24 protein-coding genes are annotated in these 21481 nt (G+C 65.1%); all 24 read right to left on the bottom strand.

The genetic code is table 11. From position 1 onward, the window contains the following. Positions 1-123: 123 nt before the first annotated feature. The 24 genes from hutG to C8C93_RS05110 all read right to left on the bottom strand — a co-directional run bounded on the left by hutG (position 124) and on the right by C8C93_RS05110 (position 21143). The gene (gene hutG, locus C8C93_RS05225; protein WP_121506138.1) at positions 124-942 is read right to left on the bottom strand and encodes an N-formylglutamate deformylase; all 819 of its coding nucleotides are present in this window, start codon (positions 940-942) and stop codon (positions 124-126) included. A gap of 21 nt (positions 943-963) precedes the next feature. Further along, positions 964-2346 (bottom strand): formimidoylglutamate deiminase, encoded by a 1383-nt coding sequence (locus C8C93_RS05220; protein ID WP_121506137.1) that lies wholly within the window; start codon positions 2344-2346, stop codon positions 964-966. Between the two features lie 3 nt (positions 2347-2349). Continuing rightward, entirely contained in the window at positions 2350-3189 is an 840-nt protein-coding gene (locus C8C93_RS05215; RefSeq protein WP_121506136.1) for an alpha/beta fold hydrolase, read from the bottom strand. Next, positions 3186-4469 carry an imidazolonepropionase gene (gene hutI, locus C8C93_RS05210; protein ID WP_121506135.1) on the bottom strand — a complete coding sequence of 428 codons (1284 nt, stop codon included), beginning with the start codon at positions 4467-4469 and terminating at the stop codon, positions 3186-3188. Before hutI ends, C8C93_RS05215 begins: the two co-directional genes overlap by 4 nt. An 89-nt stretch (positions 4470-4558) precedes the next feature. Then, complete coding sequence (locus C8C93_RS05205) at positions 4559-5167, bottom strand: HutD family protein (RefSeq protein ID WP_121506134.1); 609 nt, start codon at positions 5165-5167, stop codon at positions 4559-4561. A 39-nt stretch (positions 5168-5206) separates the two neighbouring features. Beyond that, positions 5207-6097 (bottom strand): phytanoyl-CoA dioxygenase family protein, encoded by an 891-nt coding sequence (locus C8C93_RS05200; protein ID WP_121506133.1) that lies wholly within the window; start codon positions 6095-6097, stop codon positions 5207-5209. Positions 6098-6158: 61 nt separating this feature from the next. Continuing rightward, positions 6159-6953: an amino acid ABC transporter ATP-binding protein gene (locus tag C8C93_RS05195; RefSeq protein ID WP_305000485.1), complete on the bottom strand. Its 795-nt coding sequence runs from the start codon at positions 6951-6953 to the stop codon at positions 6159-6161. After that, positions 6950-7618, bottom strand: a complete 669-nt coding sequence (locus C8C93_RS05190) for an amino acid ABC transporter permease (protein ID WP_121506132.1) — start codon at positions 7616-7618, stop codon at positions 6950-6952. The genes C8C93_RS05195 and C8C93_RS05190 overlap by 4 nt, the downstream gene beginning before the upstream one ends. A gap of 34 nt (positions 7619-7652) precedes the next feature. After that, positions 7653-8402, bottom strand: coding sequence for a glutamine ABC transporter substrate-binding protein (locus C8C93_RS05185; RefSeq protein ID WP_121506131.1), 750 nt, complete (start codon positions 8400-8402; stop codon positions 7653-7655). 32 nt (positions 8403-8434) lie between these two features. Beyond that, positions 8435-9181: an IclR family transcriptional regulator gene (locus tag C8C93_RS05180; RefSeq protein ID WP_199726983.1), complete on the bottom strand. Its 747-nt coding sequence runs from the start codon at positions 9179-9181 to the stop codon at positions 8435-8437. Between the two features lie 105 nt (positions 9182-9286). Then, positions 9287-11011, bottom strand: a complete 1725-nt coding sequence (hutU, locus tag C8C93_RS05175; RefSeq protein WP_121506129.1) for a urocanate hydratase — start codon at positions 11009-11011, stop codon at positions 9287-9289. 39 nt (positions 11012-11050) lie between these two features. Then, positions 11051-12589 (bottom strand): histidine ammonia-lyase, encoded by a 1539-nt coding sequence (gene hutH, locus C8C93_RS05170; protein WP_121506128.1) that lies wholly within the window; start codon positions 12587-12589, stop codon positions 11051-11053. 201 nt (positions 12590-12790) lie between these two features. Then, positions 12791-13603, bottom strand: coding sequence for a histidine utilization repressor (gene hutC / locus C8C93_RS05165; RefSeq protein ID WP_121506127.1), 813 nt, complete (start codon positions 13601-13603; stop codon positions 12791-12793). A gap of 18 nt (positions 13604-13621) precedes the next feature. Further along, positions 13622-14401 (bottom strand): ABC transporter ATP-binding protein, encoded by a 780-nt coding sequence (locus C8C93_RS05160; protein ID WP_121506126.1) that lies wholly within the window; start codon positions 14399-14401, stop codon positions 13622-13624. Continuing rightward, the gene (locus tag C8C93_RS05155) at positions 14398-15234 is read right to left on the bottom strand and encodes an ABC transporter permease (protein WP_121506125.1); all 837 of its coding nucleotides are present in this window, start codon (positions 15232-15234) and stop codon (positions 14398-14400) included. Before C8C93_RS05155 ends, C8C93_RS05160 begins: the two co-directional genes overlap by 4 nt. 22 nt (positions 15235-15256) lie before the next feature. Next, entirely contained in the window at positions 15257-16222 is a 966-nt protein-coding gene (locus C8C93_RS05150) for an ABC transporter substrate-binding protein (RefSeq protein WP_121422772.1), read from the bottom strand. Between the two features lie 395 nt (positions 16223-16617). Beyond that, complete coding sequence (locus C8C93_RS05145; RefSeq protein ID WP_121420400.1) at positions 16618-18030, bottom strand: HAMP domain-containing sensor histidine kinase; 1413 nt, start codon at positions 18028-18030, stop codon at positions 16618-16620. Further along, the gene (locus C8C93_RS05140; RefSeq protein ID WP_121506124.1) at positions 18027-18755 is read right to left on the bottom strand and encodes a response regulator transcription factor; all 729 of its coding nucleotides are present in this window, start codon (positions 18753-18755) and stop codon (positions 18027-18029) included. The genes C8C93_RS05145 and C8C93_RS05140 overlap by 4 nt, the downstream gene beginning before the upstream one ends. Before the next feature lie 17 nt (positions 18756-18772). Further along, positions 18773-19099: a hypothetical protein gene (locus C8C93_RS05135; protein WP_121420402.1), complete on the bottom strand. Its 327-nt coding sequence runs from the start codon at positions 19097-19099 to the stop codon at positions 18773-18775. A gap of 17 nt (positions 19100-19116) precedes the next feature. Then, positions 19117-19584, bottom strand: a complete 468-nt coding sequence (locus tag C8C93_RS05130) for a Spy/CpxP family protein refolding chaperone (RefSeq protein ID WP_055394104.1) — start codon at positions 19582-19584, stop codon at positions 19117-19119. Positions 19585-19736: 152 nt separating this feature from the next. After that, positions 19737-20012: a hypothetical protein gene (locus C8C93_RS05125; protein WP_121420404.1), complete on the bottom strand. Its 276-nt coding sequence runs from the start codon at positions 20010-20012 to the stop codon at positions 19737-19739. Positions 20013-20052: 40 nt separating this feature from the next. Next, entirely contained in the window at positions 20053-20256 is a 204-nt protein-coding gene (locus C8C93_RS05120; RefSeq protein ID WP_121506123.1) for a hypothetical protein, read from the bottom strand. 165 nt (positions 20257-20421) lie between these two features. After that, positions 20422-20733, bottom strand: a complete 312-nt coding sequence (locus C8C93_RS05115) for a hypothetical protein (protein WP_055394110.1) — start codon at positions 20731-20733, stop codon at positions 20422-20424. Positions 20734-20882: 149 nt separating this feature from the next. Next, positions 20883-21143: a hypothetical protein gene (locus C8C93_RS05110; protein ID WP_121506122.1), complete on the bottom strand. Its 261-nt coding sequence runs from the start codon at positions 21141-21143 to the stop codon at positions 20883-20885. Positions 21144-21481: the final 338 nt, after the last annotated feature.

The raw sequence follows: 21481 nt of genomic DNA, 5'->3' as shown, positions 1-21481 counted from the left end.
GGCTCCTTCCGCTTGAGTGGGCCAACAGGGAGCCCTCTCAGCGGCCAGATGTGGACCGCTGACCCATGGTAGCACCGAACCCCCATCAACAGTGAGAGGGCTAGCTCACAAGCTTGAGCAAGCTCAAGCCTTTGATGCTGACGTGGCGAAGGCCAGTGCCGCAGTCAACATGCGCTGCAGATGGGGCTGGACGCGCGCCGCAACCTCAGGCAGATAGTCAAATGGCAAGGCCTCCTGCATGTAGCTGCACTGTGTCATTTCCAGCTGGATGGCATGCACGCCTTGCTCTGGCTGGCCGTAGTGGCGTGTGATGTGCCCGCCCTTGAAACGGCCGTTGAGTACGGCGGTGTAGCCAGTGGCTTGTTGTGCAATCGACAGCAGTTCTTGCGCCAGGGCGGGGTTGCAGCTTTCGCCATCGGCCGTGCCCAGGTTCAGGTCGGGCAGCTTGCCCTCAAAAAAGCGTGGCAGTACCGAGCGGATGGAATGCGCATCCCATAGCACCGCCACGCCATGCCGGGCCCTGATGCGGTCCAGCTCGGCACGCAGTTGTGCGTGGTATGGCACCCACACCGCCTGGCGCCGCGCCGCCACCTCTGCATCATCCGGCACATCCCCTTGGGCGTAGATGGGCGTGTCATCAAAGGTATCGACCGGGCACAGGCCGGTGACGCTCTGGCCGGGGTACAGGCTGGTGCCGTCGGGCGGGCGGTTCAGATCGACCACATACCGCGAATGCGTGGCTACGAGGATGGAAGCCCCCAGGTCTTTGGCAAACGCATACAGTCGCTCCATGTGCCAGTCGGTGTCGGGCACCTGGCGGGCCTCGTCGGTAAAGCGCGCCGCCAGCGCCGGGGGCACGTAGGTGCCCGCGTGGGGCATGGACACCAGCAGCGGTGCGGTACCGGGGTAGAGAACATAAGGTGGTGGAGAGGTATCAGTCATCACAAATCCAAAGGTATGGGTTCAATCTGGCGCGATGGTGGCGGAACGCGCGGTCACAAACGCATGGGCAGCATCACCGTGCAGTGCGTGCCGTCCAGCAGCGATGCGCCGCTGGCCCGCCACCCACACACTGTCAATGGCGGAGGTGCGGTGGCTGCCAAACACATGGGCCGACAGCATGCTGTGCGCGGGCAGATCGCGCAGCGCCACATGCTGCGCATCGAGCGCCACCAGGTCGGCCTGCTGCCCCACCGCGATGCCGCCAATGGCGCGCCCTGCGGCCTGCGACCCGCCTGCAACGGCCTGCAAGGTCATGGCCGTCGCAACCTCGGGCTGCGCTGCATTGGCCAGCACATTGCGCTGGCGCAGCGACAGGCGCTGGCCGTATTCGAGCATCAGCAGTTCCTCGGCCGCGTTCACGCAGGCATGGCTGTCAGAGCCCACGCCCCAACGGCCGCCGTGCTGCAGCCACAGCGGCATGTCGAAGATGCCGTCGCCCAGGTTGGCTTCCGTGGTGGGGCAGATGCCAGCCACAGCACCCGTGCGGGCAGCATCGGCGTATTCCTGCGGCGTCATGTGCGTGGCATGCACCAGGCACCAGCGCTCATCCACCAGCGCGTGCTCCAGCAGCCACTGCACAGGGCGCTGGCCGCTCCAGGCAATGCAGTCATCCACCTCCTGCGTCTGCTCAGCAATGTGGATGTGGATAGGGGCCTCGGGGCTGAGCGCCGTGAGGCCCTGCACAGCAGCGGCCAGGCTGTCGGGCGGCACCGCACGCAGCGAGTGCGGTGCAAGACCCAAAACAGCCCCTTGCGCCTGTGCAGCGGGCGTGAGCCGCTCCAATAATGAGAGCATGTTATCCGTGCTGCGGATGAACCGGGCCTGGTCTGCACGCGGCGGCTTGGCGCCAAACCCGCTGGTCTGGTACAGCACCGGCAGCAGCGTGATGCCCATGCCCGCGTTGCGCGCTGCGCGCAGCAATGCCTGCGACAGCGTGGCATCGTCGGCATACGGTGTGCCATCCTGGTCGTGGTGCACGTAATGGAACTCGCACACCGACGTGTAGCCTGCCTCCAGCATCTCCACATACAGCCAGGTGGCGATGGCCTCCAGAGACTCGGGCGTGATGCGTGCGGCAAAGCGGTACATCAGGTTGCGCCAGCTCCAGAAGCTGTCCTGACTTTCCCCCCTGTACTCGGTGAGGCCCGCAAACGCGCGCTGGAAGGCGTGCGAATGCAGGTTGGGCATACCAGGCAGCACAGGCCCTGGGGCCACGGGAGTGCCCTGTGGCACAACGGCATCCGGTGCGACGGTGCAAAGGCGCCCAGCCTCATCCCATTGCAGCAGTACATTGCGCGCCCAGCCGGTGGGCAGCAGGGCGTTCGGGGCAAACAGCTCATTCATTGATCACGCTCCAGAAGGGTAGGCGCTGCGCCAGAAGGCTTCCAGTGCTTCGCAAAAAGCCTGCGGCGCCTCGTCAGGCCACATATGGGTGGCCTGAGGCACCACCAGATGGCGCACCTGCGGCACGGCACGCGCCGCAGCGCTGGCGACTTCGCCAAAGACGGGGCGTGTGTCACCGCCCTGGGCAATACACACAGGCAGCGTGATGGCCGCCAGGTCGGTGGCAGACAGCGGCAGCGGCGGCGTCTGCGACATGATGCGCGGCAGCGTGTGCGCGTTGTCCAGTTGCACGGCGCGCCGCTCTGCAGGCTGGCGGTCAAAGTACCCCGGCGACTGGCCCGAGGCATCCATGAGGATGCGGGTAGCAGCGGCCAAATCACTCCGCAACACGGCCTCGGCCAACGGGCCGTACATGAGCTGTGCATCGGCCTGAAAGCGTGCCAGCGCTTCCGGCTCCTGCAGATAGGTAGGAAAGCCTGGCTCGTACACGAACACGCTGCGCAGCCGCGTGGCGTGGTGCCGCGCCATGTACAAAGCGGCATGTGCTGAATACGACCAGGCCACCAGATGCACCGGGCCCTGGCCCCATGCGTCGATGGCCTGCACGAGGTCGTCCAGATGCGTGGCCAGCCCAAAGGGCGGGCCATCGTCGGGCCAAGTCTCCGTACCAAAGTAGCGCAGCGTGACGGCCAGTGTGTTCCAGCGCGCAGCCAGATGGATCTGGTGGGCCGACCACATCCGCGCATCGGCCAACGCACCGTGCACCAGCAGCACGGGCGCCCCCTGCCCTTGCTGGCGCCCGGGCATGGGGCCCAAGCGCAGTTCCGACACAGCCATGCTCATGCCTCACTCCTTGCCCTTGCAATACGCCCTTGCCGCACGATGGTGCAGTCGGGCTTTTGGCCCAGCCAGTAGGCCAGCTCGGCCGCCTCGCCCACAGGCCACAGCACAAAATTGGCGGGCCTGCCAGATGCGATGAGGCCGTGGGAATCTTGCAAGCCCAGCGCGCGCGCGGCATGGGTGGTGATACCAGCCAGCGCCTCGGGCACCGTCAGGCGGAACAGCGTGCAGGCCATGTTGGCCATCAGCAGCAGGCTGAGCGCGGGCGAGGTTCCGGGGTTGTGGTCGGTGGAGACGGCCATGGGCACGCCCGCTGCGCGCAGCTGCGCGATGGGCGGCAGGTGCGTGTCGCGCAGCGTGTAGTAGGCACCGGGCAGCAGCACGGCCACGGTGCCTGCGGCCTTCATGGCAGCGATGCCGTCGGCCGAAAGGTGCTCGATGTGGTCGCATGACAGCGCGCCGTAGCGTGCTGCCAGCGCCGAGCCGCCCATGTCCGACAGCTGCTCGGCATGCAGCTTGACGGGAATGCCCAGCTTTTGCGCAGCCTGGAAGACCTGTTCGGTTTCGGCCAGCGTGAAGGCGATGCGTTCGCAGAACACATCCACCGCATCCACCAGGCCCTCGGCGGCCAGCGCGGGCAGCATCTCCTTGCAGACTAGATCGACATAGTCTTGGCTACGGCCTGCGTACTCGGGCGGCAGCGCGTGTGCGCCCAAAAAGGTGGTGCGCACCGTCACGCCAAACGCCTCGCCCAGACGGCGGGCCACGCGCAATTGCTTGCGTTCGTGCTCCAAGGCCAGGCCGTAGCCGGACTTGATCTCGACGGCGCATACGCCTTCGGCCATCAGGGCCTGCAGGCGCGGCGCAGCCTGGTCAAAGAGTTCGTCTTCGGTGGCAACGCGCGTGGCCTTCACCGACGAGACGATGCCCCCACCCGCCTTGGCCACTTCTTCATAGGTGGCACCGGCCAGGCGCATGGCGAATTCGTTGGCACGCTGGCCACCATAGACCAGGTGCGTGTGGCAGTCCACCAGCCCGGGGGTGGCGAGCGCGCCCCGCGCATCATGGCGCGGCAATGCCTGGTAGGCGGCAGGCAACTGCGCCTCGGGCCCCACCCAGGCCATCTGGCCTTGCTGCACCACCACGCAGGCGGGCTGGCCCTCGGGCACGGGCACATCGGCCACCCACAGGCCGGGCGCGGGTTTCAGGTTCTGCCACACGCCATCGGCGTTCTGGCTGGCGGCCCATCCATTGGGGTGACTGGGGTTGTCGTTGTGTTGCATCTGCCTGCCCACCCGTGGGCTCCGTGTTGAATGCTATATAAATAATAGCTACCAACTCTTATCCATCAAGCGGTGGCGGCCATTTTTATTCAAACTTTAGGGGCTACACCGCGCTGCAAGGCGATCCAGACCAGTGCGGGCGCATCGGCGTCGGCCCCCGCATGCAGCGGCTCCAGTTGGCCCGGCGTCGCACCGCCCTCACCCGCCCACCAAAAGCCCTGCCCTGCCGCCAACGCACGCGGCCCGGCGCCCTGCGCCACCCATTGCCAATCGCCCTGCAGCACCAGGCACAGGCCTGCGGGCGTGTCGCCCGGAGACTGCGCATCGCCCACCACCTGCAGCGGCCCGTGCCACAGGCCCCGCCGTTGCATCAGGTTGAAGTCCTTGGAGGTGCCGCCCAGCATGGCGTCATCCACCGCGTCATCGCCCGAGAACGCAAACGGTTGCCAGCGCTGCTCCAGCCGGTGCTCCCAGCCAGTGCTGCGCAGGTGCAGGCCGTCACCGCCCAGCAGCATGATCTGGCGATCAATGGCCGGGAAGACCGAGAACGGCCCGGGCCGGTCCACCGTGGCCAGGCTCACGCGCCACTCAAAGCTGTTCATGTCCGCGCCGGGGGGCCAGCAGGCCAGCTCCTGCGTGCTGCCGCCGCCGTTTTTCCAGGGCATGCTGGGCGTGGTGGCCAGGTCAAAAAAGTGCATTGCCATCGGTGTCGTTGTCGTTGTCGTCGTGTTCATCAATCAGGATGTTGCGGCAGTCTGCCCCGCGCCCGTCACCAGCAGCGGGAACAGCGGATGGTCCATCTCAGCCCCGGCAGGCAGCTCATCGGCCAGGCCCGGGAACTCGGGCGAGGTCTTCCACGGCCGGGGCGCATGGCGCGTGTCGTCGCCCAGAAAGCGCACCGAAAACACGCGGCGGCGGTTAGTGCCCTCTACCCCACCCGCCGCATGCAGCGTGAGCATGTGAAAACACACCACGTCACCGGGCTCGATCTCCCAGCCCACGATGGGGAATGCAGCACGGTCGGCCTCAACATTGGGCAGGTCCTGCAGGCTGCCTTCGGGGAACCACTTCGCCTGGTTGTCCATGAAGGTGCGCGGCATGAGCCATGGGCCCTTGTGCGAGCCCGCCACAAACTCCAGCGTAGCCGCACGCGACACCGGGTCCACCGGTATCCACATGCTGATGTTCTGCTGGCCGTCGATGTTGTAGTAGGGCTGGTCCTGGTGCCAGGGCGTGCGCTGGCGGGTTCCCGGCTCCTTGACCAGCACATGGTCGTGGTACAGCCGCACGGTGCGCGACTGCATCAGGCGCTGCGCAGCCAGCGCCAGCGGTGTCTCGTGCACAAAGCGGCCAAACTGCGGGATGTCCTGCCAGTTGCAGAAGTCCTCGAAGAAGCGGCCCGGGTCGTCAGGCCTGCTGGCCACCTTTGCACGCGGGCTGGGTGCGGCCAGGTTGGCATCGATGCCATCGCGCAGCAGTGCCACCTCATCGCGCGTGAGCAACTGCTTGATGCAGATGGCGCCGTCGCGGTCAAAACGCGCGATGTCGTCTGCGGTCAGGCGCTCCTGCAAGCGCTGCTGAAAGCGTGCTTGCAAGGGTGTGTCCAAAGCAGATGAAGGCTGGGGCATCGGGGTTGTCTCCTTGATTGTTATTGACCATGGTGCACCACGCCGCTCCCAGCCTCAGGCCTCAGGCGCGCGTGAGCACGGCTTGCAGGAAAGAGCGCGTGCGCTCCTGCGTCGGGTTGGTGAAGATGGTGGCAGGTTCACCGGCCTCAATGATGCCGCCGCCGTCCATCACCACGACCACATCGCCCACCTCGCGTGCAAAGTCCATTTCGTGCGTGACCACCATCATGGTCATGCCTTCGCTGGCCAGCAGCTTCATGACCTGCAGCACCTCGCCCACCAGCTCGGGGTCCAGCGCTGAGGTGGGCTCGTCGAACAGCATCACGCGCGGCTCCATGGCCAGCGCGCGGGCAATGGCCACACGCTGCTTCTGTCCGCCCGACAAGCTGGCGGGCATGGCCGTGGCTTTGTGCGCCAGGCCCACCTTGGCCAGCAGGGCCTGGGCACGCTCCTCGGCCTCCTTGCGCGACAGGCCGTGCAGCTTGCGTGGGCCCAGCGTCACGTTGTCAAGCACCGACAGATGCGGGAACAGGTTGAACGACTGGAACACCATGCCCACCTCCTCGCGCAGCGCGTTGAGGTCATGGTCGGGCAGCATGCGGCCGTCCTGCACCAGTGTGCGGCCACAAATCTCGACCGTTCCGCCTTCGGGCTGCTCCAGCCCGTTGCAGCAGCGCAAAAAAGTGCTCTTGCCCGAGCCGCTGGGCCCGATGACCACCACCACCTGCGACGGCAGCACATCAAAGTCGATGCCGTTCAGCACCACATGGTTGCCAAACGCCTTGCGCAGCCCGCGGATGCGCACGATGGGCTCGGCGGACGGGCTTGCTCCGGTCATCACAGAATTTTTCTTCATTGCACCATCCCCCCGGCACGCAGGCGCAGCTCCATGCGGCGCAGCACCAACGAAGTGACACCCGTGAGGATGAAATACACCACCGCAATCGCCAGGTACACCTCCAGCGAGCGGTACGACACACTGATGATCTTCTGCCCTTCGTGCATCAGGTCGTGGATGGTGAGCAGCGACACCAGCGCCGAGTTCTTGATGAGCGCGATGAACTCATTGCCCAGCGGCGGAATCATGCGCACCACGGCCTGTGGCAGCACCACCGTGCGCATGGCCAGGCCCGACGACATGCCGATGGAACGCGCGGCCTCCATCTGCCCCTTGTCGATGGACTGGATGGCGCCGCGCACCACCTCGGACACATAGGCGCCCGAGTAGATGCCCAGGCCGATCACGCCACACACGAAGGCAGGCAGGAGGATGCCAAACTGAGGCAGGCCAAAGAACAGGATGAACAGCTGCACCAGCAGCGGCGTGCCGCGTATCGCGGCCACGTAGGCAGTGCACAGGGCGTAGACCACGCGGCGCTTGGGGTTCAGGCGGCCAATGCCCACCAGCAGGCCCATGGCGCAGCCCAGCAGCAGCGAGGCGGCCGTGATTTCCACAGTGACCAGCGCGCCCGCCAGCAATTGGGGCAACCCGGCCCAGACAGGAGAAAAATCGAGTTCCATGGCTCAGTTCGGCAACGGTCAGTGGGTCAGTGGCTTACTTGGCAGCGCTGTTGCTGAACCACTTCTTGACGATGGCCGCATAGGTGCCGTCGGCCTTGAGCTTGGTGATGGCACCGTTGACGGCCTTCGTCAGCTCCGGCGTGTCCTTGCGCAGGGCCATGCCGTATTCCTCGGTGGTGAGCTGCTCGTCGAGCACGCGCAGACCCGGGCGGGTGCGCACATACTGGAACGCGGCGGGCTTGCCGGTCACGGCGGCGTCGGCGCGGCCGATGTCCACCAGGTTGAACATCTCCTGGTTCTTCTCGACCTCCACGCGCTGCACCTTGGGGAATTTTTCGGTCAGGTACGACACCGACTTGGTGCCCACCTGCACGCTGACCTTCTTGCCGTCCAGGTCGGCCAGCTTGTTGATGGCCTTGTTGTCGGCCTTCACCATCACCACCAGGCCGCCGGCGTAGTAGGAGTCGGTGAAGTCCACCACCTTCTTGCGCTCGTCGGTGATGTAGATGGCCGACACCGCCATGTCAAAACGCTTGGAAATCAGGCCGGGAATCAGGCCCTTGAAGTCGATGTCCACCCACTCGACCTGCTTGCCCATGGTCTTGGCAATGGCCTCCACCAGCTCGACATCAAAGCCTGTGCGTTTGCCGTTCTCGACAAACTCCATGGGCGGGAAAGTGGCATCGGTGCCCACACGCAGGACGTTGTCCTGGGCCTGTGCACCCGTGGTGCAGAAGGCTGCGGCGGCCAGGCTGGCCAGAAGAAGGTTGCGGCGAAGGTTCATGGGGAAAGCTCCTTGGGAAGGGGTGAGGGAAATCAGGGAGAAGTGAGCTGGCGGGAGATGCGCGCTGCGGCGACGACAGCCATGCCGGTGAGTGCGGTCTCCTGCCCCTGGGCCCGCAAGATCGGGGCCATCAGGGTGATGGCTCCGGCGGCCTGCCGCGGAGAACCGAACACGGGCACGCTGACGCCCCAGACACCGGCATCCACTTCGCCGGAGCTGACGGCGTAACCCGCCTTGGCAATGCCCTCCAGCTCGGTCAGCGCCGCCTGGCGCTCAGCAGTGTCTGCGCCGTAGTGCAGGTCCAGAATGGCATTGCGCGTAGCCGGTGCCACATGGGCAAGCAGGCACTTGGCGGAGGCACCCGCGCGCAGCGGCACGCTGCGCCCTTTTTCAAACGAGCAGCGCAGGGCCTGCGTGCTGTCCACCATGTCCAGGCACACCACGCTGTCATTCACGGCCACCACCAGTCCCACGCTTTCGTGGGACTGCCGGGCCAGGGCCTGCATGTCCGGCCGCGCGTGGTGCACCAGGTGCGACGCCATGTCAAAGCCCAGGGCCAGTTGCAGGCTCAGCGGCCCGGGCGCGTAGTGCCCGCTGCTCTCCAGCACAAAGCCCCACTGCTTGAGCCGCGCCAACTGGCGGTACAGCGTGCTGCGCGCCAGGCCCGTGGCCTCCATCAACTCGGCCGCCGACATGGGCTGCCCATGTTGCGCCAGCACCGCCAGCACGTGCAAAACACGGTCGGCAGCAGCAACGGAGGTGGGTCCACGGGTGGGCATGGACTCAGTATCAAAGGATTGCAGCGGCATTCAAACCCAACATTCCCAACGACTGGGAATGCAGTTCCCTTTTTTCACATTCCTGTCATTTCCTCCCTCGCCCCTTCACTTCACCATGGGCAGCTTCAGGCCCTGCTTCTTGGCCGTCTCCACCGCCAGTTCGTAGCCAGCATCGGCATGGCGCATCACGCCGCTGCCGCAGTCGTTGACCAGCACGCGCGCCAGACGCTCGGCTGCGGCATCGGTGCCATCGGCCACGATGACCATGCCCGAGTGCTGCGAGTAGCCCATACCCACGCCGCCGCCGTGGTGCAGGCTCACCCAGGTGGCGCCGCCTGCGGTGTTGAGCAGCGCGTTGAGCAGCGGCCAGTCGCTCACGGCGTCGGTGCCGTCCTTCATGCCTTCGGTCTCGCGGTTGGGGCTGGCCACGCTGCCAGTGTCCAGGTGGTCGCGGCCGATCACGATGGGGGCCTTCAGCTCGCCGTTCTTCACCATCTCGTTGAAGGCCAGGCCCGCGATGTGGCGCTCGCCCAGGCCCAGCCAGCAGATGCGTGCGGGCAGACCCTGGAAGGCAATGCGCTCACCCGCCATGTCGAGCCAGCGGTGCACATGCTTGTTCTCGGGGAACAGCTCCTTGATCTTGGCGTCGGTCTTGCGGATGTCTTCCGGGTCGCCCGACAGGGCCACCCAGCGGAACGGGCCCTTGCCTTCGCAGAACAGCGGGCGGATGTACGCGGGCACAAAGCCGGGGAAGTCGAATGCGTCCTTCACGCCTTCGTCAAACGCCACCTGGCGGATGTTGTTGCCGTAGTCCACCACCGGGATGCCCATGTGCTGGAAGTCGAGCATGGCCTGCACGTGCACGGCGCAGGACTTGGCTGCAGCCTTCTTCAGCACCTCGTGCTGGGTCACGTCCTGCTGCGCGGCGCGCCACTGCGCCACCGTCCAGCCTGCGGGCAGGTAGCCGTTGACGAGGTCATGGGCCGAGGTCTGGTCGGTCACCAGATCGGGCTTGAGGCCACCGGCCTTGGCGCGGCGCACCAGCTCCGGCAGAATTTCTGCGGCGTTGCCCAGCAGCGCAATCGACACCGCCTCTTTGGCTGCGGTGTGCTGATGGATCAGCTCGAACGCGTGGTCGATGTCACGTGCCTGCTTGTCCACGTAGCGCGTGCGCAGGCGGAAGTCGATGCTGCTTTGCTGGCATTCAATGTTGAGCGACACCGCGCCCGCAAAGGTGGCGGCCAGCGGCTGCGCGCCGCCCATGCCGCCCAGGCCTGCGGTCAGTATCCACTTGCCTTCGAGTGACCCGCCATAGTGCTTGCGGCCCGCCTCGGCAAAGGTTTCGTACGTGCCCTGGACGATGCCCTGCGTGCCGATGTAGATCCAGCTGCCGGCGGTCATCTGGCCGTACATGAACAGGCCCTTCTGGTCCAGCTCGCTGAAGTGTTCCCAGTTGGCCCACTTGGGCACCAAGTTGGAGTTGGCCAGCAGCACGCGCGGCGCGTTGGCGTGGGTCTTGAACACGCCCACGGGCTTGCCGGACTGGATGAGCAGGGTCTCGTCGTCGTTCAGGTCCTTGAGCGACGCGAGGATCTGGTCAAAACACTCCCAGTTGCGCGCGGCACGGCCAATGCCGCCGTACACCACCAGGTCTTGCGGGCGCTCGGCCACTTCGGCGTCCAGGTTGTTCTGGATCATGCGATAGGCCGCTTCGGTGAGCCAGCTCTTGCAGGTGAGTTCTGTGCCGCGCGGCGCGCGGATCACGCGGCTGGCGTCGTGGCGGGGGTCGGTGTTGGAGGCGGCGGCGATGATGGCGTCGTTGGCGTTCATGGTGGGCTCCTGTGAATCAGTGGGTGTGCGTGGAAAAAATCAGGCGAAGCTGGGCAGGCACTGCGTGAGCGCGGCAGGCCAGGGGGACTGCTGGGCCCATGCGCGCATGGCTTCGATGTCGGTGGCAAGGTAGCGGTCTTGCTCCAGGTAGGCCACACGCTCGCGGATGGCGGCGAACTGTGCTTCGACGAGCGGAGAGGATTTCAAGCTGCGGTCGAACTCCATGCCCTGCGCAGCGGCCATGGCCTCGATGCCCACCATCACGGCCGCGTTGCGCACCATGTCGCCCAGTCGGCGTGCGCCGTAGGTGGCCATGGAGACATGGTCCTCCTGGTTGGCCGATGTGGGCAGACTGGTCACGCTGCTGGGGTTGGCCAGGCACTGGTTCTCGGCCGCCAGCGCGGCGGCGGTGACCTGGGCGATCATGAAGCCGGAGTTCACGCCACTGTCGCGGATCAGGAAAGCCGGCAGGCCCGAGAGGCCCGGGTCCAGCAGCAGCGACAGACGGCGCTCGGAGATGGCGCCGATCTCGGCCACGGCGAGCGCAATGATGTCGGCCACAAAGGCGACCGGCTCGGCGTGGAAGTTGCCGCCGGAGATCACGTCGCCGTTGTCGAACACCAGGGGGTTGTCCGACGCGGCGTTCGCCTCGATGGTGAGCACGCGCGCGGCGTGGTGCAGGTTGTCCAGGCACGCGCCCATCACCTGCGGCACGCAGCGAATGGAGTACGGGTCTTGCACGCGGCCGCAGTTGGGGTGCGATGGGTCGATGGCGCTGCCGTCGAGCAAGGCGCGCACAGCGGCCGCCACGGCAATCTGCCCGGCCTGGCCGCGCGCTTCGTGGATGCGCGCATCAAAGGGCTTGACCGAGCCCTTGATGGCTTCGAGTGACAGGCAGCCCGCGACCAGCGCTGCAGCAAACACGCTCTCCGCGCCAAACAGCCCGGCCAGCGCGAGTGAGGTGGACACCTGCGTGCCGTTGAGCAGCGCCAGCCCTTCCTTGGGACCCAGCACAAACGGCTGCAAACCGATGGAGCGCATGGCCTCGGCACCGGGCACCACCTTGCCATCCACCTTGGCCTGCCCTTCCCCGATCAGCACACAGGCCAGGTGGGCGAGCGGCGCCAGGTCACCCGATGCGCCGACGGAACCCTTGGCCGGAATAACAGGAAGCACATTGGCGTTGGCCATGGCCAGCAGCGCATCCACGATCTCGGGCCGGATGCCCGAATGGCCACGCGCCAGGCTGATGGCCTTGGTCGCAAGGATGAGGCGCACCACATCGTCGGGCAGCGCATCGCCCGTGCCCACGCTGTGCGACAGCACCAAGTTGCGCTGCAGCTCGGCCAGGCGCTCATGGGCGATCTTGGTGCTGGCCAGCTTGCCGAAGCCGGTGTTGATGCCGTAAACCACCTGGTCTTCGTCCACGATGCGCTGCACCGTGGCCAGGGACTTCTGCAAACCCGCGCGGGCCGCCGCGTCCAGCACCAGTTGCACGGGGCCAGCGTGGATGTGGCGCAGCTCGGCCAGCGTGACGCGGCCGGGGTGCAGGGTGATGGGAGATGCGTTCTGTGTCATGGCGTTGATCCTGTATATACAAGTAGGTACAAGCGAAAAATAAACAGCGTTACTTTGTTCTTCAAATCCTGTCAGCCAATCCCGATGCGGGTAGAACTGCCACGGCACCCGCGAGAGACACCGAGCAAGGGCCGCCCCGCAGTGAGGGTGTCGTCCCCCTTGAGGGGGAAGGCGCGAAGCGACTCAGGGGGTGCTTCATATTCAACCGGCGACGGGGTTACCGTCGGCTCGGAAGCGGCTGCCCAGGCGGTAGCGGGTGGCGGGGTGCAGGCAGCGCACCACGGTGATGGGTACGCCACGCGACCAGGTGCGGCGGGTGAGCAGCAGGCAGGGCTCCTGCGGCGACATCTCCAGCAGCGTGGCCTGCTCCGCAGTGGGCATGACGGCATCGACCACATGCTCGATCTGGTCGAAGGGCACGTTGCGCACCAGGTACTCGGAGGGTTGCAGCAGCGTGAAGTCCTGCGCGGCGAACTGAGGCACCTGGCGCGGGTTCACGTGACGGTCTTCGAGCTGCACAGGCAGGCCGTCTTCGCGATGGATGCACAGCGAGTGGAACACCGACTCGCCCGTGCGCAGGTCCAGCGCGGCGGCCACTTCGAGCGTTGCCGAGATGCGCTCTACCGCCAGCACGTCGCAGCGGTAGTCGTGCCCGCGCTGGCGGATCTCGCTCGCGAGGTTGGCGATCTGCAGCAGCGTGGACTGCGGCTTGTCTTCGGCCACAAAGCTACCCACGCCCGCCACGCGCACGATGCGGCCCTGCTCTACCAGCTCACGCAGCGCGCGGTTCACCGTCATGCGCGAGATACCGAACTGGGTGACCAACTCGTTCTCGGAAGGCAGGCGGTCGCCCGCGCGCCAGATGCCTTCCTGGATCTTGCGCGAGATGTGGTCCTTGACCTGCTCGTACAGCGCCATGGCCTGCGCGGGCGCAGCCACGGCGGCCACGGCCTTGGCGGGCGTGGCCCTGCGCGGTGCAGTGGCTGCGGTGCGGCGGAATGGACGGGCGCTCATGGGGTGTGCGGGTTCAGGTCAGTGCAGGTCCGCCGCAATGGATTCGGCGCGGATCTCTTCGGTGAGGCGCGCCTTGAGGTCCATGAACTCGGGGCTGGTCTTGATCGTGTAATGGCGCGGGTGAGGCAGGTCCACCGCCAGCTCGGTCTTGATGCGGCCGGGCCGGGCACTGAACACGGCCACGCGGTTGGCCATGAAGATGGCTTCGTCGATGTCGTGGGTGACAAAGAGCACCGTCTTGCGCTCGGCCTCCCAGATGCCCAGCAGCAGCTCTTGCATGAGCACGCGGGTCTGGTTGTCCAGCGCGCCGAAGGGCTCGTCCATCAGCAAAATCTTGGGGTCGTTGGCCAGCGCGCGCGCAATGGCGGTGCGCTGTTGCATGCCGCCCGACAGCTGCTTGGGAAAGTGCTGCTCGAAGCCGCGCAAGCCGACCTTGGCGATGAAGTACGCGGCGCGCTCCTTTTGCTGCGCCTCGGGCATGCCACGCTCGCGCAGGCCAAAGCGGATGTTCTGCTCAATGGTGAGCCAGGGGAACAGCGTGTAGCTCTGGAAGACCATGCCGCGCTCGGCGCCGGGGCCTTCGACCGGCGCGCCATCCAGTAGAACGCGGCCGCTGGTGGCATGGTCCAGCCCCGCGACGATCCGCAGCAGCGTGGACTTGCCGCAGCCCGAGGGACCGAGGATGGTCACAAAGTCGTTGTCCCGCACTTCAAAGTCCACCGGTTGCAGCGCCTGCGTGCGCTGGCCCTTGGCAGTCTCGAAAACGCGCGAGACGGCTTGAATGGAAACAGAGCTCATCGCACGAAACTCCAGGCAAACAGCCGGTGGTTGAGGGCCTTGAAGGCGAAGTCGGACACCAGCCCGATAAGGCCGATTACGATGATGCCGAAGATGATCTGGCCGGTGTTGAGCAGCGACTGGCTGTCGGTGATCATGTGGCCGATGCCGCTCGATGAGCCGATCAGCTCGGCCACGATCACATACGTCCAGGCCCAGCCCAGTACCAGGCGCAGGGTTTCCGCAATGTCGGGGGCAGCACCGGGGATGAGCACCCGCGTGACGATGCCCTTGTGGCCCGCACCCAGGGTGTAGGCAGCCTCCACCAGGTCGCGCCGCGCGCCGCCTACGGTCACGGCCACCATCAGCGTGATCTGGAAGACCGAGCCGATGAAGATGACGAGGATCTTCTGAGCCTCGCCAATGCCCGCCCACAGGATCAGCAGCGGGATGAAGGCCGAGGCTGGCAGATAGCGGCAGAACGAAATGAAGGGCTCAAAGAACGCCTCGATGCCCTTGTAAGCACCCATGGCAATGCCCAGCGGCACGGCGATGACTGCGGCCAGGATGAAGCCGCCGAACACACGCCACACCGTCATGCCGATGTCCTTGTGAAAGCCATACTCTGCAAACAGCAGCCAGCCCTCCTTGGCCATCGTGACGGGGCTGGCCAAAAACGTGGGCGACACATAGCCGCCCAGCGTGAAAAACGCCCACACCAGCACAAACAACACAAAAAAACCAAAGCCCAGCAACCAACGGGCGCGGGCACTCACAGGCTCCAGTGGAGCCAGTGAACGCCGCCGCACAGGGGCTTTTGGCGCGGTAACGGACAGGGGTTGCACGGCAGACATGGCGCGTTCTTCTTCCAGTTTCTTACTTGATGAAGCTCGCGTCGAAGGTGACCGCCAGGTCCTCATTCGCCTTGCGGATGATGCCGGCCTCCAGCAGGATGGCCGTGGCGTCCTTCATGAAAGCCTGCAGTTCGCCCGCAAAGAACTTCTGGTTGGCAGCCTTGTCCTGCCAGCGCAGGAAGGACGACGACTTGGCGAACTGCTCGCCCGTCTGCTTGACCGCAGCGCCCATGATTTCGTTGGACTTGGTCGGGTCGGCCTTGATCATGTCGAGCGCCTGGAAGTACGAGTTGGCGAGCGCCTGCGCGGCCTTGCCGTTGGCTTTGAGCCAGGTGGGGTCGCAGCCCACGGTGTCCATCACCATGGGGTAGTCGAGCGTGGTGGCCAAAATCTTGCCCGAGGCGGGGTTGTCGCGCACGGTGGACAGGTAGGGCTCATACGTCATGGCGGCGTCGTTCTGGCCCGCCACGAAGGCCTGCGCGGCCGCCTGGGGCGACAGCGTGGTGGTCTTCACGTCCTTGAGGCTCATGCCGTTCTTGCTCAGCATCCAGGCCAGGCCGAAGTAAGGCGCGGTGCCGGGCGCATCCACGCCGATGGTCTTGCCTTTGAGATCTGCAAAGCTCTTGATATCGCCACGCACCGCAATGCCGTCGGCGCCGTAGGACTTGTCCATCTGGAAGATCTGCACGATGGGCACGCCGTTGGCGTTCCAGGCCACATGCGTCTCGACCGTAGTGGCAGCGCACTGGATGGACTTGGAGGCCAGGGCCAGGTGGCGGTCCTTCTGCGGGATCATCTTGATCTCCACATCAAGGCCGTTCTTCTTGAAGATGCCGGCCTTGTCGGCGAGGGTGAGCGGCGCAAAGCCCGTCCAGCCGGACATGCCCAGCACAATCTTGGTGTCCTGCGCCTGGGCCGGTGCGGCCAGTGCCATCACGCATGCCGTTGCCGCTGCCAGCGACGTCCATTTCGCAACCGATCGAGTCATCATCTGCTCCTGTGTGAAGAAAGTTCGTTGGCCCACCCAGCCGGGACGCCTGCGTGCCGATTGCCATGATGACAGCCGGAGCATACCTGTATATACAGGGTAAACGCTAGGCCCTCACCATGTGCGGAGGTAGTGCCAGGGTTGAGCAAGATCGGGGCCAGCTGATCTGGCTAGGCGGCTTGGGTCTCCATGGGCCTGGCAATTTCACTATTAAAATAATAGCTATTAGCGCTTACCCATAAAGCACTAGCAGCCATTTCAGGCATTATTTTGACACCTACCGCAAAGCACAGGGCTGCCAGGGCGGGTTGGAGCAGCACCCGTTGCGCCATCTCGATGCAGGCCACAAGCGCACCAACCGTGTGCGCCAGATATCGGCGTGGACTGCGCCGCGCTCAGCCTGGCGCGCCAGCAGTTGCCTGTGCCGCACCGTCAGGACACGGCAAGCGCGCCGTGACTCTCAGGCCCGGTTCCGCATTGCGCACCAGCAGGGTGCCGCCGTGGGCCTGCGTGACCAGGCGGCACAGATACAGCCCCAGCCCTACCCCCCCTGTGGTGCGCTGGCGCGCCGTGTCGGGGCGGTAGAACGCCTGGGCCAGATGCGGCAGATGCGCAGGCGGCACGCCGGGGCCGTGGTCCCGCACTTCGATCTCCACCACGCCTTCGTTCATTCGCAGTTCGATCTGCGGCGGCTGGGCTGCGGGGTCGTTGTGGCGCAGGCTGTTGTCCAGCAGATTGCGCATCAGCAGGCGCACACGGGACCGGTCGAGCATGCAGGTGGGCAAAGTGCCGGGCACCAGCAGCGTGATCGCTGTTGCCCCAGGGTGGCGCACTTCCAGTTCCGCCACCACCTCACGCGCCAGCTCGGCCAGGTCAGTGGGCTCGCGGTGCAGGGCCGCATGACGCCCGGCCAGGCGCTCGCTTTCGAGCAAGTCGGTAATGAGCCGTGCCATTTCACCCAGGTCGCGCATCAGGGCTGCGCGCTGGGCAAGCACATCGGGCGATTCGGGCAACAGCTCGGTGTTCAAGCGCGCCCGTGTGAGGGGGCTGCGCAGCTCGTGGCTCATGGCCAGCAGCAGCGCCCGCTTGGCCTCCAGCATCTGGTGGATGTCTTCGCCCATGGTGTTGATGGTGCCCGCCAGCTGTCCCAGCTCATCGGGCCGGTGCGCGTGGCGCACCGGAATAGGTTCGCCAAAGTCGCCATTGCCAAAGCGCCGCGCACCATGCCGGATGTCGTCCAGGGGCCGCAACAGGTGGCGCACATACACAAAGGCCAGCGCTGTGAGCAACAGCAACACCGTGAGCGTGCCCCAGGCGATGCGCGGGCGCTTGTCCCACGATAACGCGTTCAGCCCGAATTCGATGTGGTGGCCATCGGCCGTGGTGCGCTGCAGAAGGCGGTAGCCGGTGTCATCGCGGCTCCAGTGGTCCTGGCGCTGGACCTTGTCACTCATCCAGTCCGGGCGCGGCCGATCGGGGTGCGAATCCCAGTGGATCTGCGGCCCGTCGATGCGCAGCGTCACCGGAAGCCGGTCGGCTATGGCCTGTGCCCGCTCGATGCTGGGCGGGCTGCCAATCTCAGCGGTGAGGCGGTCCACATAGTCCATCAGCAGCGGACGTGCGGCCTCCTTCCAGCCCAGAGCAACCACCTTCTGCATGCCACCCATGAAGACCACGGCCACGGTCACGGCCAGTGCCATGAACACCAGCACTAGGCGGATGCGCAGCGAATACCCGACGGCATCGCGCGCACGTCGGTGCCATGGGCAGGCGGGATCGTGCCCGAGCTGTGAATCGGAGGGCTTCATGGCCAGGTCGATGCCGAAGAAGGGGCACCAGGCGGAGCACTGGCCGCCCTGCGCAGTGCCAGCGAATAGCCCGCGTTGCGCAACGTCTTGATGCAGTCCAGCGGCTCCAGCTTCTTGCGCAGGCGGCTGACCACAATATCGACCGCGCGCGTATACAGCTCGGCCTCATGCCCGCGCAGCTGGTTGAGGATGTCGTCGCGGCTGAACACCTTGCCAGGCTCCCGGGCCAACAGGTGCAGCAGGTCGAATTCGGTGCCCGTCAGCTCCAACGCCACCCCCTGGCGCAACACGCTGCGGCGGGCTGCATCAATGCTCAGGCCTTCAAACTCCAACGTGGCACCCGAGCCGTTCCCGGGCGCGCTGGCCCGGCGGCGGCGCAGCACGGTCTGCAGTCGAGCCACCAATTCACGCGGCTCAAAAGGCTTGGGCAGGTAGTCATCGGCTCCCAGCTCCAGCCCCACCACCCGGTCCATCACCTCGCCCCGGGCGGTCAGCATCACGATGGGCAGATCGCCCTGCTTGCGAATGGTGCGGCACAGCTCAAACCCGTCCATTTCGGGCAGCATGACATCCAGGATGGCGGCATCAAATCCGCCTGTCGCCAGCTGGGCGAGCCCGTCGCTCGGTTTGAGGGCATGGATCAACTCCAGCTCGAACCGTTGGAAGTAGGTGGCCAGTGGCGGGCCCAGCTGCGCGTCGTCGTCAATAAGCAGGATGCGGTGCATGCGCAATTCTCACACCGTCAGGCATCCGCTCCGTGGGCGGGCCCCCGAGCGGTGTCCACCACACGCAATGCGCGGTGTCGCACGATAAGTTTGCGCAGGCGGCCCTGGGCACCGGAATGCAGCGTGTCAAAGTGGTCTGCGGCGGCCAGCAGCGCAGGCAGGGTCTGCGCTGCGGCTGCAGGCTGGCGAGCGACCAGGCCCAGCGCATGCTCGCGGTCAAAACGCGGCCCCCAGACCAGCGACATTAACTCGTCGTGGGGGTCGGGCATGCCCGCCAGCAGCGCAGGCCCATGTTTGCGCACGCCCTGTGCCAGGCGGTGGATGGGTTCCAGCGTAGGAGACATGTGAACGCCCCCCGCCATCAGCCGCGCGCCATCCAGCCCTTGCGCCTCTGCATCATCTCGCGCACTTTCTGCTGCTGGTCGGGGTTCAGGCTGTCGTAGAAATCGGCCAGTGCGCTGATGACTTCGGGGCTGTTGGCCTGGACCGCGCGGGTTTTCTCATCCAGCAAGGTCTGCGCCCGCGCGCGGTCAAACTTGGCGCCCGCCACAATGGCCTGCATTTCGGTGCGCGGGTCCGCAGTCTTGCCGATGAAAGCTGCCCGCTGGGCTTCCATCTTGTCAGCCAGCACATTGAGCTTGAGCTTTTGCGCCTCGTTCAGGTCCAGCTTGCTGCTGACGCGCTCCACCACTTTGCCACGCACCTCGGTCATCTTCTCGGGGCTCATCGGGCCGCGGTGATGGTGGCTGCTGGAGCAGGCCGTCAAGCCGCCCACGGCAATGGAGGCGCCGAAGATGCCCATCAGGGTTTTCTTGATCCAGGGTTTCATGGTGCAGTCCTTTCATGGACGGTGTTGAACATGCCCCTGATGGTGCCGACAGACCCAGTCGATGGGGTCTCGACGCAGTTTCGGTTTATTTCATTTTGTTTCACCCCCCGTGCTATGCCACCCACCAGCCTGCAACATAGCTGCGAGTGCCCTTAACGGACCACGGCGGAAAGCACAACAAGGCGATTTGCCAACTCGGCAGCCTCAGTCCGCATCCGGTCGAGTGGTATGGTGCCGACGCTCCAGCCGCCATACCAGATATGGAAGGCAATCACCCCCGCGAAGCCTTGGCCCAAGCCATACGCCTCTATCGCCTCCTTGATGCCGGGGTGCAAGGTCGGAACACCGACCAGAATTTTTCCGTCGAACACCCTTGCCAGATACTGCTGGGCACCTTCCGGGCGGATGTGCAGTGTCAGCACCGACATCGCTTTGCTCCGCAACCACCCATTTGCAGGCGAAAAGTCATCAGCCCATCGCCTGCGGCTCTTGACAGTCCAGATCGGCAAACTGCAACTCCCGCTCCAGGCCGTGACTATCGCTGCGGCCCAGAGGCAGGTTGTCGGTTTGCTGGCGTTGCAAGAGCCTGGCTGCGGGCTGGCCCATCTGCAGAGAGGGAGCCTCTGGGCAAGCTTCCAGGTGGTGAGAAAGCGTGGGATCGTAGGACAACATACTTACTCCTCAGGCCGCTCCGATGAAGGCCGGTAAAAAGATTGGCACATGCCCATGCACGAGCGCATGTCAGAGCCCAGAGAACACGGATGTGGGACAGCGCATACACGTCAAGTGCGTAAGACCAAGAGGCCGGCTTTGCAAGTGCCATTGTCCGGAAGAGGACTACGCCGCCTTTTTCAGCAAAGGAGACTCCCCCATTCCGAGCGCATCGCCTTCACCGGCCAGCAGACCAATGCAGTCCAGTGCTGTCGGGGAATCACACGGCTGTGCATACACACGCAATGCGATGTCCTGCGCTGCAGGGGAAAAGTACAGCCAGAGGTTGTCGTTCGCCTTGTCGTAGCAAGAAAAAAGTGCCCTGCCAGAACCAGGAGGACACATCAAGAACTTCGACATGAACATCTGCTGGATTCGCAAGGCAGGCTCAAAGGCCTCATCGTCGTTGCCAAGCGCCAATTTGTACCAACTGCTCATATGCACCTTTCGTCTGGCCGTGCCAGCAATACAGATGCTTCATCGTATTTTTGGCCTGCGACTATGGCCCTTCTGGTGCAGCGCAACACTCTGTAGGACGATTTCTCCCGGTGCCTAGAGCTTTTCCAGGAATCCCCCCACCAGGGCCCTCAGTCGTAGGAAGACTCCAGATCGCAATGCGATTCCCGGTGGTGTGTCTTGACGCTGGCTCCACAGGCTCGCAGGGTCGCACAACCGAGGCCAGTGACATACAGCACCTGCGCTTTCTGATGGGGTGAATCGACGGGTGGAAGCTGCACCTCCACCATTCCAGCCGCTCGCAGGATGCGCAGCTTGTCGATGTTGACGACATCCGATTCAATCAGGGGAAGCGCGTCGCGCTCCAGCGCCCTCAAGTACTCCATTGGCATGGTGGCCTCCGGCGTGAACGAGCGTGCATTGTGCGGCGTGAGCCCCTGAGGCTCAAGAATTGATACACGAAGCTACAACCTCGCGATCTAATCAGGCTGCGTCGTCCAGTGACAACTTGCGCCGCTTGGCGATACGGTCCGTAGACCCAAAACCCATCTTCACAACGCTGCGATTGCGATGCTTGGAACAAGCGGCACTGCAGCCAAGAGGGCGAACAACACCTAGCGCAGCGACCCGGGCTAGGCGTTCCTTCACAGGCAGAACAAGCCGTACAACAAGACGGGCGGCCGCCAGGGGAGTTTTGTTCGTCGCGCTAAAACCTTCAAACCCTGGTGAC

The sequence above is a fragment of the Acidovorax sp. 93 genome (genome assembly GCF_003633835.1).
Taxonomy (GTDB): Bacteria; Pseudomonadota; Gammaproteobacteria; order Burkholderiales; family Burkholderiaceae_C; genus Acidovorax; species Acidovorax facilis.
The sequence above is the reverse complement of the archived record's forward strand: the minus strand, read 5'-3'. Positions and strand labels throughout refer to the sequence as shown.

What these genes read in the sequence shown, in the direction of transcription:
- C8C93_RS05205 (WP_121506134.1), bottom strand. Translation starts at nt 5,167, where the DNA reads ATGCACTTTTTTGACCTGGCCACCACGCCCAGCATGCCCTGGAAAAAC.
- C8C93_RS05115 (WP_055394110.1), bottom strand. Translation starts at nt 20,733, where the DNA reads ATGAGCAGTTGGTACAAATTGGCGCTTGGCAACGACGATGAGGCCTTT.
- C8C93_RS05190 (WP_121506132.1), bottom strand. Translation starts at nt 7,618, where the DNA reads ATGGAACTCGATTTTTCTCCTGTCTGGGCCGGGTTGCCCCAATTGCTG.
- C8C93_RS05135 (WP_121420402.1), bottom strand. Translation starts at nt 19,099, where the DNA reads ATGTCTCCTACGCTGGAACCCATCCACCGCCTGGCACAGGGCGTGCGC.
- hutI (WP_121506135.1), bottom strand. Translation starts at nt 4,469, where the DNA reads ATGCAACACAACGACAACCCCAGTCACCCCAATGGATGGGCCGCCAGC.
- C8C93_RS05110 (WP_121506122.1), bottom strand. Translation starts at nt 21,143, where the DNA reads ATGCCAATGGAGTACTTGAGGGCGCTGGAGCGCGACGCGCTTCCCCTG.
- hutC (WP_121506127.1), bottom strand. Translation starts at nt 13,603, where the DNA reads ATGAGCGCCCGTCCATTCCGCCGCACCGCAGCCACTGCACCGCGCAGG.
- C8C93_RS05125 (WP_121420404.1), bottom strand. Translation starts at nt 20,012, where the DNA reads ATGTCGGTGCTGACACTGCACATCCGCCCGGAAGGTGCCCAGCAGTAT.
- C8C93_RS05150 (WP_121422772.1), bottom strand. Translation starts at nt 16,222, where the DNA reads ATGACTCGATCGGTTGCGAAATGGACGTCGCTGGCAGCGGCAACGGCA.
- C8C93_RS05220 (WP_121506137.1), bottom strand. Translation starts at nt 2,346, where the DNA reads ATGAATGAGCTGTTTGCCCCGAACGCCCTGCTGCCCACCGGCTGGGCG.
- C8C93_RS05160 (WP_121506126.1), bottom strand. Translation starts at nt 14,401, where the DNA reads ATGAGCTCTGTTTCCATTCAAGCCGTCTCGCGCGTTTTCGAGACTGCC.
- C8C93_RS05185 (WP_121506131.1), bottom strand. Translation starts at nt 8,402, where the DNA reads ATGAACCTTCGCCGCAACCTTCTTCTGGCCAGCCTGGCCGCCGCAGCC.
- hutG (WP_121506138.1), bottom strand. Translation starts at nt 942, where the DNA reads ATGACTGATACCTCTCCACCACCTTATGTTCTCTACCCCGGTACCGCA.
- C8C93_RS05200 (WP_121506133.1), bottom strand. Translation starts at nt 6,097, where the DNA reads ATGCCCCAGCCTTCATCTGCTTTGGACACACCCTTGCAAGCACGCTTT.
- C8C93_RS05140 (WP_121506124.1), bottom strand. Translation starts at nt 18,755, where the DNA reads ATGCACCGCATCCTGCTTATTGACGACGACGCGCAGCTGGGCCCGCCA.
- hutH (WP_121506128.1), bottom strand. Translation starts at nt 12,589, where the DNA reads ATGACACAGAACGCATCTCCCATCACCCTGCACCCCGGCCGCGTCACG.
- C8C93_RS05120 (WP_121506123.1), bottom strand. Translation starts at nt 20,256, where the DNA reads ATGTTGTCCTACGATCCCACGCTTTCTCACCACCTGGAAGCTTGCCCA.
- C8C93_RS05155 (WP_121506125.1), bottom strand. Translation starts at nt 15,234, where the DNA reads ATGTCTGCCGTGCAACCCCTGTCCGTTACCGCGCCAAAAGCCCCTGTG.
- C8C93_RS05195 (WP_305000485.1), bottom strand. Translation starts at nt 6,953, where the DNA reads ATGAAGAAAAATTCTGTGATGACCGGAGCAAGCCCGTCCGCCGAGCCC.
- C8C93_RS05145 (WP_121420400.1), bottom strand. Translation starts at nt 18,030, where the DNA reads ATGAAGCCCTCCGATTCACAGCTCGGGCACGATCCCGCCTGCCCATGG.
- hutU (WP_121506129.1), bottom strand. Translation starts at nt 11,011, where the DNA reads ATGAACGCCAACGACGCCATCATCGCCGCCGCCTCCAACACCGACCCC.
- C8C93_RS05215 (WP_121506136.1), bottom strand. Translation starts at nt 3,189, where the DNA reads ATGAGCATGGCTGTGTCGGAACTGCGCTTGGGCCCCATGCCCGGGCGC.
- C8C93_RS05180 (WP_199726983.1), bottom strand. Translation starts at nt 9,181, where the DNA reads ATGCCCACCCGTGGACCCACCTCCGTTGCTGCTGCCGACCGTGTTTTG.
- C8C93_RS05130 (WP_055394104.1), bottom strand. Translation starts at nt 19,584, where the DNA reads ATGAAACCCTGGATCAAGAAAACCCTGATGGGCATCTTCGGCGCCTCC.